Origin of the sequence: Neobacillus drentensis (genome assembly GCF_036965645.1) — a bacterium.
In the GTDB taxonomy this organism is placed as follows: Bacteria; Bacillota; Bacilli; order Bacillales; family Cytobacillaceae; genus Neobacillus; species Neobacillus drentensis_D.
This window is the reverse complement of record NZ_JBALPZ010000107.1, coordinates 1-13,125: the sequence shown is the minus strand read 5'-3', so window position 1 is coordinate 13,125 and position 13,125 is coordinate 1. Positions and strand designations below refer to the sequence as shown.

13 protein-coding genes and 1 riboswitch are annotated in these 13,125 nt (G+C 39.9%); of the genes, 8 read left to right on the top strand and 5 right to left on the bottom strand.

The window, feature by feature from the left end:
- Window positions 1–55: 55 nt before the first annotated feature.
- Window positions 56–157, bottom strand: a riboswitch (purine riboswitch).
- Window positions 158–371: 214 nt separating this feature from the next.
- The gene (locus tag V7266_RS19455; RefSeq protein ID WP_335470090.1) at window positions 372–1,370 is read left to right on the top strand and encodes an NAD(P)H-dependent flavin oxidoreductase; all 999 of its coding nucleotides are present in this window, start codon (window positions 372–374) and stop codon (window positions 1,368–1,370) included.
- 288 nt (window positions 1,371–1,658) lie between these two features.
- On the opposite strand, the gene V7266_RS19450 is transcribed toward V7266_RS19455, so the two are convergent.
- A complete protein-coding gene (locus V7266_RS19450) occupies window positions 1,659–1,967 on the bottom strand; it encodes a hypothetical protein (protein ID WP_335470087.1) in 309 nt (102 codons plus the stop codon).
- 304 nt (window positions 1,968–2,271) lie between these two features.
- On the opposite strand from V7266_RS19450, the gene V7266_RS19445 reads away from it, so the two are divergent.
- Together V7266_RS19445 and V7266_RS19440 are read left to right on the top strand one after the other, a co-directional pair.
- On the top strand, window positions 2,272–3,462 hold the full coding sequence (locus V7266_RS19445; RefSeq protein ID WP_335470084.1) for a glycine C-acetyltransferase: 1,191 nt from the start codon (window positions 2,272–2,274) through the stop codon (window positions 3,460–3,462).
- A gap of 90 nt (window positions 3,463–3,552) precedes the next feature.
- Window positions 3,553–4,497, top strand: coding sequence for an L-threonine 3-dehydrogenase (locus V7266_RS19440; RefSeq protein ID WP_335470082.1), 945 nt, complete (start codon window positions 3,553–3,555; stop codon window positions 4,495–4,497).
- A 229-nt stretch (window positions 4,498–4,726) separates the two neighbouring features.
- On the opposite strand, the gene selD is transcribed toward V7266_RS19440, so the two are convergent.
- Window positions 4,727–5,782 (bottom strand): selenide, water dikinase SelD, encoded by a 1,056-nt coding sequence (gene selD, locus V7266_RS19435; protein WP_420491459.1) that lies wholly within the window; start codon window positions 5,780–5,782, stop codon window positions 4,727–4,729.
- A 172-nt stretch (window positions 5,783–5,954) separates the two neighbouring features.
- Here selD and V7266_RS30785 point away from each other — a divergent pair, with 172 nt between their 5' ends.
- Window positions 5,955–6,161, top strand: a complete 207-nt coding sequence (locus V7266_RS30785) for an Rdx family protein (RefSeq protein ID WP_342042262.1) — start codon at window positions 5,955–5,957, stop codon at window positions 6,159–6,161.
- 85 nt (window positions 6,162–6,246) lie between these two features.
- Here V7266_RS30785 and V7266_RS19430 read toward each other — a convergent pair whose 3' ends face one another.
- Window positions 6,247–6,642 carry an Hsp20/alpha crystallin family protein gene (locus V7266_RS19430; RefSeq protein WP_335470080.1) on the bottom strand — a complete coding sequence of 132 codons (396 nt, stop codon included), beginning with the start codon at window positions 6,640–6,642 and terminating at the stop codon, window positions 6,247–6,249.
- A gap of 187 nt (window positions 6,643–6,829) precedes the next feature.
- Here V7266_RS19430 and selA point away from each other — a divergent pair, with 187 nt between their 5' ends.
- Complete coding sequence (gene selA, locus V7266_RS19425) at window positions 6,830–8,242, top strand: L-seryl-tRNA(Sec) selenium transferase (RefSeq protein WP_335470078.1); 1,413 nt, start codon at window positions 6,830–6,832, stop codon at window positions 8,240–8,242.
- 54 nt (window positions 8,243–8,296) lie between these two features.
- Here selA and V7266_RS19420 read toward each other — a convergent pair whose 3' ends face one another.
- Complete coding sequence (locus V7266_RS19420) at window positions 8,297–8,437, bottom strand: small acid-soluble spore protein P (protein ID WP_335470076.1); 141 nt, start codon at window positions 8,435–8,437, stop codon at window positions 8,297–8,299.
- A gap of 109 nt (window positions 8,438–8,546) precedes the next feature.
- On the opposite strand from V7266_RS19420, the gene V7266_RS19415 reads away from it, so the two are divergent.
- Complete coding sequence (locus tag V7266_RS19415) at window positions 8,547–8,816, top strand: hypothetical protein (RefSeq protein WP_335470074.1); 270 nt, start codon at window positions 8,547–8,549, stop codon at window positions 8,814–8,816.
- A gap of 39 nt (window positions 8,817–8,855) precedes the next feature.
- On the opposite strand, the gene sspO is transcribed toward V7266_RS19415, so the two are convergent.
- Window positions 8,856–9,008 carry a small acid-soluble spore protein O gene (sspO, locus tag V7266_RS19410; protein ID WP_098532148.1) on the bottom strand — a complete coding sequence of 51 codons (153 nt, stop codon included), beginning with the start codon at window positions 9,006–9,008 and terminating at the stop codon, window positions 8,856–8,858.
- A gap of 325 nt (window positions 9,009–9,333) precedes the next feature.
- Here sspO and acnA point away from each other — a divergent pair, with 325 nt between their 5' ends.
- Both acnA and V7266_RS19400 read left to right on the top strand, forming a co-directional pair.
- On the top strand, window positions 9,334–12,042 hold the full coding sequence (acnA, locus tag V7266_RS19405; protein ID WP_335470071.1) for an aconitate hydratase AcnA: 2,709 nt from the start codon (window positions 9,334–9,336) through the stop codon (window positions 12,040–12,042).
- A gap of 339 nt (window positions 12,043–12,381) precedes the next feature.
- The coding region (locus V7266_RS19400) for an ATP-binding cassette domain-containing protein (RefSeq protein ID WP_335470068.1) at window positions 12,382–13,125 on the top strand (744 nt) is incomplete at its 3' end.

Below are 13,125 nucleotides of genomic sequence, written 5' to 3'. Positions count from 1 at the left end.
GCAATGACCATTGGGCTCTAATTTCTATCAAAATAGTAGAAATAAGCACAATAGGCTAAACACATTACCCACTCATAGTCAGATTGTTAACGGCAATCTGGTAGAAACTTGCGGGCCATATCCCCGCGATTATATGAGCGAAACTTATCTTTTATGTAATCACATTATAACATGCAAAAAGGGGAAATCAATCACTTTTTTAGCAAAAAACGAACAATAGGCAAAAAAAAAAGGCTATCATTCGTCTTAGAAAGCACTTTCACTTAGATATTACCGTTCAAAAAACAAAGATTGAATACTCATTCAGTTTCGAGTACTATAAAATTACAGATATTTTAGTCAGAATATTCCAAATTGAGGAGGGGTTTATTTTGCAAAAAACAATACCTGAAAGCTGGTGGAACCAACTGCGCTTACCGGTCATTTCTGCACCGATGTTTTTGGTGTCAGGAACCGAACTCGTGAAAACATGCTGTTTAAACGGGGTGATTGGCTCATTCCCTGCACCCAACGCAAGACCAATCGAGGTGTTAGATCAGTGGATGGGACAATTAAATGCAGAGCTTGCCGAGGCAAGAGCCGAAGACCCGAATCGAAAGATTGCTCCATGGGCCATGAATATGGTGGTACACAGTTCTTATAGCCGCCTGCAGGATGAACTTGCCTTAATTAAGAAACATAAGCCGCAGCTAGTGATTACTTCTTTAGGAAGTCCGAAACATGTAGTAGAGATTGTCCATGAATACGGCGGACTTGTTTTTTCTGATGTAAGCGATTTAAAATTCGCCAAAAAGGCAGCGGATGCAGGTGTCGATGGTCTTATCCTCGTAGCAAGCGGCGCCGGCGGTCATGCCGGACAAATTAATAGCTTTGCATTTGTTGACATGGTACGTTCATTTTGGGATGGCATTATCATTCTAGCTGGAGCCATTTCAACTGGTAAAAGTATCTTAGCTGCTCAAGCTGCTGGTGCCGACCTTTCCTACATGGGTACACGATTTATCGTCGCGACGGAAAGTATGGCTAACGAGGATTATCGGAGAATGCTTGTGGAAGCTACTCAGGAAGATCTGATTCTAACGGATGCCTTTTCTGGGGTGAAAGCAAACATGTTGATCCCAAGTATAAAAAAAGCAGGACTAGATCCTGAACAATTAGTAAAGAAACATCAAGTTAACTTTGATAATATGCAAAAGGAAACCAATGCCAAGGCCTGGAAGGATATCTGGTCAGCCGGCCATGGAGTAGGTGCAATTGACAGGATTGAATCCGCTGCAGACATCATTCATCAATTAGAACACGAATACAAAGAAGCACTTCAAAAAATTAATAGCTTTGCTGGAAAATTAACAAGTGTGGGTGTGAACTAATAGAAGAGTTATAGATCCTAGTACAATATTGAAAGACACTCTGTTGATTGGCGCGGAAGGCACGAAGACTCCTGCGGGAGAACGGGGCTGGGGAGACCCCACAGGCGCTTCGGCGCCGAGGAGGCTCCCCGGCCCCGCGGAAAGCGAAGTGACTGGAGCGCCAATCGACAGACTTGTTCCAAAGCCTATACTAATATTATTTTAACAAATTAACGCGGTAAACCAGCAAAGGAAGCGAATAAACTAAAAGGCTATCGAGAGTTTTCGACAGCCTGAGGAACCGAATTATTAAACGGTTCCTTTTTTCTGTTTCCTTTTATTTTCCTTTTTCGCCACAATATTGACCACTTTATAGCCCGGTTTTAATTTCACCTTTTTTTTGCCATTTTCTGTAGTGACTTGATACAGCGTATATTTACGCGGTTCATGCTCCAACCGATCGATTTTTTGAATGGTCTCTTTACTGAAATGTTTATGAATCTTTTTTATTTGTTTTTCCGGTTTTTCACCGTAAAAGACATCATAGATAAAAATAAAAAAATAAATAAACACTGCACCAATGACAATGTAATACAGGGCGGAAGTAATGACTGCCATGATAGACATCCTTTCTAAAAAGCAAGTGTAAAACGTACAAAGTGAATTATAACGAAAATTATGGAATTAAGAAATGTTTAGTTTGGTTCCATGAATAAGATATAGAAGAAAAAAATCTAAGTTACATTAATAGTATTAAAACTAAATGTCCATTGGTAGTGAACAAACCACCAATAATATGATAAAATAGATTTCGTAAAACCTTATTTATAAGTATTTAAAACGCTTACCTATGTACACTCCAAAAAGACAAATGTTTTTTGTGTTTTCAAAATCACTAATTAAGCCAAAGGGGGAATTTTTTGTGTCCAGCCAAATGTTAGAGGGCTTTTTAAATGAAAATCTTGAGGAGTTAAAGGGAAAAGGTTTGTATAATGTCATCGATCCACTTGAAAGTCCAAATGGACCCGTCATTACCATAAGCGGTAAGGAACTCATTAATCTGTCTTCTAATAATTATTTAGGTTTAGCAACGGATGAGCGACTTAAAGATGCTGCTATAAATGCTATTGAGAAATATGGTGTGGGTGCAGGGGCTGTTCGTACTATCAATGGAACCCTTAAGCTGCATGTCGAATTAGAGGAAGCATTGGCTGCGTTTAAACATACAGAAGCAGCAATAGCTTATCAATCAGGCTTCAATTGTAATATGGCTGCTATTTCTGCCGTCATGGATGCCAACGATGCCATCCTCTCTGATGAGCTAAACCACGCCTCGATCATTGATGGATGCCGGCTTTCGAAGGCGAAAATTATCCGATTCAAGCACTCCGATATGAAAGATTTACACACTAGAGCTAAGGAAGCAAAGGAATCCGGTCAATACAACAAAATCATGGTGATAACAGACGGTGTGTTCTCGATGGACGGTGATATTGCCCTTTTACCTGAGATTGTTAAGGTTGCTGAGGAGTTTGATTTAATTACGTACGTAGATGATGCTCACGGATCCGGTGTCCTGGGAGAAGGAGCAGGAACGGTTAAGCATTTTGGGCTTTCAGATAAAATTGATTTTCAAATTGGGACCTTATCAAAAGCAATCGGCGTTGTCGGAGGGTATGTAGCAGGAAAGAAAAACCTGATCGACTGGTTGAAGGTTCGCAGCCGTCCGTTCCTATTCTCCACATCCTTAACACCTGCAGATGTTGCTGCAAGTAAACGGTCGATTGAAATTTTAATGGAAAGCACTGAACTGAACAAAAAGCTATGGGAAAACGGCCATTACCTAAAGAAGGGCTTAAAAGAAATTGGTTTTAATATTGGCAATAGTGAGACACCCATTACACCATGCATGATTGGTGACGAAACACTTACACAGAAATTCAGCAACCGTTTATATGAAGAGGGCGTTTATGCTAAGGCAATAGTGTTCCCAACCGTTCCAAAGGGGACTGGACGCGTCCGGAACATGCCAACGGCAGCCCATACGAAGGAAATGCTCGATCAGGCCATTGCCATTTATGAAAAAGTCGGTAATGAAATGGGCGTCATATAAACAGCTTTCTAGACACTTCACACACTTAAATAACGTATCCATAAATAAATAGAGAAATTATTCAGCATAAGTGAAGAGGACGGAGAAACAATGAAGCGTATTTTAATCACAGGCGCATTAGGACAGATTGGATCAGAATTAACCTTAAAATTAAGGGAGATCTATGGTGCAGATAATGTGATTGCCACAGATATCAAGAAGAATACTAGTGAAACTGCCCAAAGTGGTCCCTTTGAATTACTAGATGTTACCGATTTAGACAAAATGATGGAAACGGCAAAAAAGTACAAAATTGACACGGTTATGCATTTAGCTGCACTTCTTTCCGCAACAGCTGAGACAAAACCAGTATTTGCCTGGAATTTGAATATGGGCGGATTAATGAACGCTCTTGAAACGGCGAGGGAGATGAATGCCCAATTCTTTACCCCTAGCTCCATTGGTGCGTTTGGCCCTTCAACACCTAAACATCATACCCCACAGGATACCATTATGCGCCCTACTACCATGTATGGAGTTAATAAGGTTGCTGGGGAATTGCTTGCCGATTACTATTATCATAAATTTGGCCTTGATACACGCGGATTGCGTTTTCCCGGCCTAATCTCACATGTTGCGCTTCCAGGTGGAGGAACTACAGATTATGCTGTTGAAATTTATTATGAAGCTGTTAAAACTGGAAAATATACTTCTTATATTAATATAGGTACGTATATGGATATGATGTACATGCCGGATGCGTTGAACGCTATTATTGATTTAATGGAGGCAGATCCATCGAAACTTAAACATCGTAATTCCTTTAATATTACAGCCATGAGTGTTGCACCGGAGGATATTGCAGCTAGTATCTCTAAGTATATTCCTGGGTTTGAGATTGCCTATACCGTTGATCCCGCTCGTCAAAGCATAGCTGACAGTTGGCCAAATTCGATTGATGCTAGTGCAGCTAAGGAAGAGTGGAACTTTAAATTTCAGTATGATCTGGACCGAATGACACAGGATATGATTGAAAAGCTGCGGGAGAAGTTGTAAATTATTGAAACCTGAGCCAAAATGGCCCAGGTTTTTGATTGTGTTATCGTATTTGGCTCATTTTTTGATCTGATGGCTGATTTTTAGCCGGGTATGGCCCATTTTCACCTGTGATTTGCTGATTTTTATGAATGATAGGCTCATTTTCAAGATTTTATGGCTATTTTTCCAAAAAACAGGAAACTGAATCCGCAAAAAAAGAAACAGCGAGCCTGAGCAGCTTCGCTGTTTATCTTTTTACATAAATAAGTTTCTCTTGTTTCTCTATGACACGGCCAACGATAGCCGCTTGGATAACGCCGTTTGCATGCAGTTTGTCCACATAACTTCTCGCTTCTTCTTCACCCATGGAAACCAGCAAGCCTCCAGATGTAATTGCATCACAAAGGACGAGCTGCTCCTCAGCAGAAATATCCTCATAAACTGTATCATCACTGATCCATTTATGATTGGACTTAGAACCTCCAGGAACAACACCATTTTTTGCTAACTCAACCGCACCTTCTAATAACGGCACCTGACTCCAGTAAACTTCAAAGCTCACATTACTGCCGCGTGCCATTTCACTTCCATGTCCTAGTAGTCCAAATCCGGTAACATCTGTTACAGAGTGTGGCTGAAAATTCATTAAGACCTCAGCGGCCGTCTTATTGAGCATGGCCATCGTTTCTGTAACCAACTGCTCTTGCTCTAGAGTTACGGCACTCCTCTTAATACCAGTGGTTAAGATTCCAACGCCAATTGGTTTAGTTAACACTAGAACATCACCAGGTTCGGCGCCGACATTTTTCCATACCTTATCAGGGTGAACGATACCCGTTACAGATAAACCAAACTTGGGTTCTTGATCATCTATCGAGTGCCCGCCAACCGTAATCGCACCGGCTTCTTTTACTTTATCTGCCGCACCACGCAGGATATCAGATAGCATTTCAGCTCCAAGCTTTTTAATTGGAAAACCGACAATATTCATAACCGTTTTTGGCTGACCGCCCATAGCATAGACATCACTTAACGCATTTGCAGCCGTAATTTGGCCAAACATATAAGGGTCGTCGACAATCGGCGTAAAGTAGTCAACTGTTTGTATGAGAGCAATGGAGTCCGTTAATTTATAAACGCCAGCATCATCTGATGTATCAAGCCCCACAATTAATTCAGGGACAGGTTCTTGTTTTGGTAATTGACGCAAAACTTGCGCCAGGTCCTCAGGACCAATTTTGCAGCCTCAACCAGCTTTTGTCGAAAAAGAGGTTAGGCGAATCTTCTCTTGTTCACTCAACATGTCCACCTCCATTTTCATAGTATACCTCTTTCCGTGTAAATCCGCACCAATCATGCAGAACATTTGCAGATGGTAGAGTGGATACTGTAAAATATTTCTACTATCTAGATATAGGAAACCAAAATAGAGAGGTGATTATGTGAAAAACTATCATGTTGTTGTCGAATTTTGTATGCAATGAAACTACGCACCAAAAGCCGCGAGTTTCGCGGAAGAGCTATTTAACCATTTTTATAGGGACATACAAAAATTAGAACTGATTCCTAGTTCAGGCGGTGCGTTCGAAGTGACCGTTAATGGAGAGAAGATTTATTCTAAGCTTGAAACAGGCGTATTCCCAGATACAGAAGAAATGATCGAAATCATAAAGACCAAATGACAAGAGGCCCTAAAAAAGGGCCTTAATTTAATAACCATAATTACATTATGTTAACTGGACGAGAAAAAATTCACCTTACCTGTATCTATGGTAAAGTAATATATCTATTTTTCCCTGGCCCTTTATTGGTTTTAGAGATAAAAATCTCTAATATACCATTTGAAAAAGCAGCTGATATATCCTGTTCTTTGATATAAAATGGAAACTCAATTGTACGTGACCGTTTTAGATGAGAAAGGTAAGGGGGGTGTTTCACTGCCGAGATCGTTAATTTTTTATCTTCTATATATACTTTTATTTCTGATGCCTCAAAGTCACTTAAGATCGCTTCAACAGTCCACTCTTGATCAGTCTCGAACAGGTCAATTTGAAATTGGGTTTGGTCGTAATAAGAGGTGAGCGGATCCAAAAAAAAGTTTTCCAGCCACTTTTCCACTAAGGCAAAATCAAAGGCATGATTTTGTGGATGTTTTTTCTTCATTTTATATCCCCCTTGCTCGTTCATTTTATTCTATAAGGCCTTAAAATGTGAAATGGTTATGATATAATAGGAAAAGAAATTTTGCAATTGGACGAGCTGCGAAAAGTCAAAGTCAGTTGGCTAAATAGCCGTTATACCACACGGAAAATCAAGCAGCCCGCAGCAGGTTAAAGAAGGAGTTTTTATTGTGAAAGAATGGTTACGTTCACTGCCAGCCATCCATGAGCTTCAAAACCATGAGAGTTTTTCCAAACTCTATCTCGAAAATCAACTTGATCATTCACAGCTTACAAAACATTTAAAAGATGTACTCGATCAAATCAGGGATTCGATATTAAAAGGGAAATGGCATGGCGCCATTCCTGGATCAAATAAATTTATTGCAGAGTTGTTTCAAACCCTTGAAAAAAATATACATAAGCAGTATTCCTATACAATAGAAAATGTCATCAATGCAACCGGTACTATTTTACATACAAACCTTGGAAGGGCCAGGCTTAGTGAAAATGCGATTACACATGTTGTGGAAACGGCCAGAAATTACTCCAATCTAGAATATAGGTTGAAGGAAGGAGAACGGGGCTCACGCCATAGTCATGTGGAATCACTCATCAGAGAAATTACAGGCGCTGAAGCAGCGATGGTCGTCAATAATAACGCGTCGGCTGTTTATCTTGTCTTACGGGCATTGGCTAAACACAAAGAGGTCATTGTTTCCCGAGGACAGCTTGTTGAAATTGGCGGGTCCTTTCGTATCTCATCCATCATGGAGGAAAGCGGCGCCATCCTGAAAGAAATTGGTACGACAAATAAAACACATTTGTACGACTATGAAAATGCATTGTCACCAGATACAGCTATTATCATGAAGGTCCATACCAGTAATTTTAAAGTGGTTGGATTTACAAAATCGGTTGAAACCGACGAACTCGTACAGTTAACCAAAAAGCAAGAGAATGTAATCTTCTATGAGGATCTTGGCAGCGGCGCACTGTATGACTTTAGAAAGCATGGTATTGGTGAAGAACCAGTCGTTAAAGAGGTCATCGATATGGGGGCGGATGTTGTTACCTTTAGTGGGGATAAGCTCCTTGGCGGACCGCAGGCCGGGATCATTGCCGGAAGTAAGGTTATTATAGACCAATTGAAGAAACATCAATTAGCAAGAGTAGTCCGGGTCGATAAGATGACTTTGGCAGCATTGGAGGGAACCCTCCTTGACTATGTCCGAGGAGAAACCGCCATGAAAAATATCCCAACAATTCGTGATTTATTAGTTTCTATTCATCAATTAGACGAAAGAGCACAATTATTCGTTACAAAATTATTACAAAAATCGAGTCATTTTCAAGCCACTATATTTCAAGACTCAAGTCAAGTGGGCGGGGGAACGATGCCGGATGTTTTACTGCCTACCATGGTTATTGCCCTAAAGCATAATTCATTAACAGCTGAGCAGGTCGGCAGAAAATTACGTTTGGAAACGAAACCTGCGATTGTTGCCCGCATACAAAAAGACGTTTCCATTATTGATTTAAGAACCGTTTCCATGGAAGAAGAAGAACTACTGATTCATGCATTGGTAAATATCGGTCCTTAGTAAGTTATAAAACGGAAGCGCCCATGTATATAAAAAGGGCGCTTCCGCTTTTAATTACATATCATGTTCTGCATTATGGTTATTACGAGAATGGTTACGATTTTTAACTTTCTTAGAACCACTCATGGGTTCCGGCTGTCCTGATTGTTTTGTTGCATTTTTACGCATATCTTTACCATCATTTTTGTTTACCATATTTCATCCCTCCTACTGTTAGGATGCAGTCAATAAGTGTTTTTATGCTGAATAAATTGTATTTTTCTGTGCAATTTAACGGTATATAAAATGAAGGAGTGGATTAAAAATGCAAAAATATCCTTATAATAAAGATAAACAGCAAGCTTTCCAAGCAGCACAGCAAGGATACGAAAATGCCCAAGGACTATATGAAACGATTGTTAGTGACAGCGCCAGCTACGGTCATCAGCTGAAGCATTTAAAGGATGAGGTAAATGAAGCTTATCAGCAAATTGAAAATGCGCTAGAGGTTGCTTCAGAACATCAGAGAGCACAATTAGAACGTTTCCAGCAAGACCTGCAAACCATGGTGTCCGAAGTTAATCAGGAGGACTAAAAAAGCAGGAGGGAGATCCTCCTGCTTTACTTCTTTGGGTTACTGATTCTTTTTACGTTTTTTGTTGTTCATTCTCTCTTTTGCCGTTAATTCTGGCTCGCTGGCAAATTCCTCATTGAAACCTGCCCCTTTTCCTTGTCCTTTTGCTGCATTCATCCCTGGAATTACATGATTAGACTTTCGTTTGACCACTCCAATCACCTCCTGTAAATTAATATTTCCTCTTCAACTTAAATAATGACAAAATAAAAGTTTTTTGCGATAATATTAGCGAAAGGGTATTTTCCTAAAATTCTAAATTCACTTGTGTATAGTTGAGATTTACAAAATATTCTGAACAAAGTACATAAAAAAACAATAAGAAAAACTTATCAATCACAATAACTTTCTTGTTATTTACTTATATTATAGGTTGTATTAAGATAAGAATTGTGAGAAAAGTGAAAATGAATGGGAAAATTCAAACTTTCAAGACTTTTCGTTAATTTAGGAATGAATCGAACAGGGGGAATTACACATGGTTAAAAACGATGTATTCAACGCCCGTTCTTCCTTCGAGGCTAACGGTAAACGTTATCACTATTACCGTTTAGGCGCTTTGGAAGAAGCAGGTATCGGCAATGTATCAAAATTGCCTTACTCCGTAAAAGTTTTACTTGAATCTGTACTTCGCCAATATGATGGCCGCGTAATCGCAAAAGAGCATGTTGAAAACTTAGCAAAATGGGGAACAGCAGAGTTAAAAGAAGTGGACGTTCCATTTAAACCAACTCGTGTTATTCTTCAGGACTTTACTGGTGTTCCAGTAGTTGTTGACCTTGCTTCCTTGAGAAAAGCAATGGCTGATCTTGGTGGAGACCCAGACAAGATTAATCCTGAAAAGACAGTCGATCTTGTTATTGACCACTCTGTACAGGTTGATGCTTACGGGGCTTCTGATTCATTAAAAATCAATATGGATTATGAATTTGAACGTAATGCTGAACGTTACCAGTTCTTAAACTGGGCACAAAAGTCATTTAACAACTATCGTGCAGTGCCGCCTGCAACAGGGATTGTACACCAAGTAAACCTTGAATACTTAGCAGATGTCGTCCATGTGGCTGAAGTTGATGGCGAACTAGAGGCATATCCTGATTCATTAGTAGGAACAGACTCTCATACCACAATGGTTAACGGTCTTGGCGTACTTGGCTGGGGCGTTGGCGGTATCGAAGCAGAAGCAGGAATGCTTGGTCAGCCTTCATACTTCCCTGTACCAGAGGTTGTCGGCGTTAAATTAATTGGCGAACTTCCAAATGGTGCTACAGCTACTGACCTTGCTTTAAAAGTTACACAAGTACTTCGTAAACATGGTGTGGTAGGCAAATTCGTTGAATATTTTGGACCTGGGGTATCTTCATTACCACTAGCAGATCGTGCTACCATTGCAAACATGGCTCCTGAATACGGTGCAACTTGCGGATTCTTCGCAATCGACGATGAATCACTAGCGTACTTACGTTTAACAGGCCGTGACGAAGAGCAAGTAAAAGTAGTAGAAGAGTATTGCAAAGTGAACGGTTTATTCTTCGATCCATCATTCGAACCTGTTTATACAGATGTTATCGAAATTGATTTGGCAGAAATTGAAGCTAACCTTTCTGGACCAAAACGTCCACAAGACTTAATTCCTCTTTCAAAAATGAAAGAAGAATTCGTGAAAGCAGTTTCTGCTCCACAAGGCAATCAAGGCTTCGGCTTACAGGCAGATGAACTTGAAAAGTCTGCAGTGGCTAAGTTTACTAATGGCGATGAAACTGCGATCAAAACTGGTGCAGTAGCAATCGCTTCTATTACAAGCTGTACAAATACATCTAACCCTTATGTTCTAGTTGGTGCAGGCCTAGTTGCGAAAAAAGCTGTCGAACTTGGAATGGAAGTTCCTAAATTCGTTAAAACTTCTTTAGCACCAGGTTCTAAAGTTGTAACTGGTTACCTGCGTGACTCTGGTTTACTGCCATACCTAGAGCAAATCGGTTTTAACCTTGTAGGGTACGGTTGTACAACCTGTATCGGTAACTCCGGTCCATTAAAAGAAGAAATTGAAAAAACCATTGCGGAAAACGATCTTTTAGTTACATCGGTTCTTTCAGGTAACCGTAACTTCGAAGGACGAATTCACCCGCTTGTAAAAGCTAACTATCTTGCTTCACCACCATTAGTTGTTGCTTACGCCCTTGCCGGTACTGTAAACATCGACTTTGCTACTGAAGCAATCGGTAAAGATAAAGATGGCAACGATGTATTCTTCAAGGATATCTGGCCATCAACAGCAGAAGTAAATGATGTCGTAAAACGCACCGTTACACCAGAATTATTCCGCAGAGAATACGATAATGTATTTGGCGACAACGAGCGCTGGAACCAAATCAAAACTAGCAATGAACCTTTATATGCTTGGGATGAAGATTCCACATATATTGCTAACCCGCCATTCTTTGAAGGCTTATCACCTGAACCAGGTACTGTAGAACCTTTAACAGGTCTTCGTATTGTTGGTAAGTTTGGTGACTCTGTTACAACTGACCATATCTCACCTGCAGGAGCAATCGGTAAAAATACTCCAGCTGGTAAGTATTTATTAGAAAAAGGCGTACAGCCTCGCGACTTTAACTCTTATGGTTCCCGCCGTGGTAACCATGAAGTGATGATGCGCGGAACGTTTGCAAACATCCGGATCCGTAACCAAATCGCACCAGGTACAGAAGGCGGATTCACTACTTACTGGCCAACTGGCGAAGTTACATCTATCTATGATGCTTGCATGAAGTACAAAGCAGACGGAACTGGTCTAATGGTTCTTGCTGGTAAAGATTACGGAATGGGCTCTTCACGTGACTGGGCTGCTAAAGGTACAAACCTTCTTGGTATTAAAACAGTTCTTGCAGAAAGCTTTGAACGTATCCACCGTTCAAACCTCGTGTTAATGGGCGTGCTTCCTCTTCAATTCAAAGACGGCGACAGCGCTGAAACACTTGGTTTAACTGGTAAAGAAACATTCGAAGTCCAAGTAGATGAAAATGTAAAACCACGTGACCTTGTAAACGTTACAGCTACTGATGAAGCTGGCAACAAGAAAGAATTTGAAGTTCTTGTACGTTTTGACTCTGAAGTGGAAATTGATTACTACCGTCACGGCGGAATCCTGCAAATGGTTCTTCGTGAAAAATTACAAGAAGCTTAATTGATGTAAAAACACCATGTCTTAAAAGGCATGGTGTTTTTTATAAGAAATGTTTGACAAAAATACATTTTATTAAATAAAATAGAACTATCAAACGTAAAGGAATGAACAAAGGGCCAATGAAATTTTAATCTTATTTTTCAGTACATTATTCGAAATTTACGAAAATGTTGAACCTGAAGAATAGGATGAGTGTGTCCTTTTTTATGTCCTGAACGTTTATACCTGATTACTGCAAAGGAACCTGTTTTAGGTTTATTTGTATTTGAATTTTCATAGGTATGAATGATTATATGACATAACACTCTCTTTCAGGTTCATATGAAGGGAGTTTTTTTATTGTTTACAAATCAAAAAGTCGTTCTAAGAGTAAGTGGGTTATATAAAAGTTTCCAACTAAAAAAGATACTTGAAAATATCCAATTCGATATAAAAAGTGGAGATCGGATTGGGCTGGTAGGAGGTAATGGCTCCGGTAAAACAACCCTGGCCAAACTCCTGCTCGGCAAACTTCGTCCTGATAAAGGAACCATTGAGAAGTCCGATCACATTAAAATAGGGTATTTATCACAGTCTATTGATTTTGAGGTAAGTGAATTCAGCCGACATCACTCAAATAATGAAGAAGACTTATACCAATTCACAAAGGAGTTAGGTCTTAATAAGGCTTATGATTGGAACGGAGAACGCCTGATGCATTTAAGCGGTGGAGAAAAACTGAAACTTGCATTGTCACATATCTGGGCTTCGAAACCTGATTTTTTAATCCTGGATGAACCAACTAACCATCTAGATTTTAATGGAATAAACTGGCTGGTTTCCGAATCAGCAAACTTTAATGGACCAGTCTTGGTCATCTCTCATGATCGCCACTTTCTGGATCAATCTGTTAACCAAATATTCGAAATAGCCAATAGTAAACTGCATTTTTACAATGGAAACTATAGTCATTATCTGCTCGAAAAACAAAAAAGATTCGAACACCAGCAGCATGCATATCATATTCAGCAGCGGAAGATTGAACTTGTTGAATCACAAATTGAACAATTAAAGTCTTGGTCAGAAAAGGCCCACCGCGACTCA

What these genes read in the sequence shown, in the direction of transcription:
- V7266_RS19450 (WP_335470087.1), bottom strand. Translation starts at nt 1,967, where the DNA reads ATGGCAGTCATTACTTCCGCCCTGTATTACATTGTCATTGGTGCAGTG.
- V7266_RS19440 (WP_335470082.1), top strand. Translation starts at nt 3,553, where the DNA reads ATGAAGCGTATTTTAATCACAGGCGCATTAGGACAGATTGGATCAGAA.
- V7266_RS19430 (WP_335470080.1), bottom strand. Translation starts at nt 6,642, where the DNA reads ATGAAGAAAAAACATCCACAAAATCATGCCTTTGATTTTGCCTTAGTG.
- V7266_RS19420 (WP_335470076.1), bottom strand. Translation starts at nt 8,437, where the DNA reads ATGGTAAACAAAAATGATGGTAAAGATATGCGTAAAAATGCAACAAAA.
- V7266_RS19415 (WP_335470074.1), top strand. Translation starts at nt 8,547, where the DNA reads ATGCAAAAATATCCTTATAATAAAGATAAACAGCAAGCTTTCCAAGCA.
- acnA (WP_335470071.1), top strand. Translation starts at nt 9,334, where the DNA reads ATGGTTAAAAACGATGTATTCAACGCCCGTTCTTCCTTCGAGGCTAAC.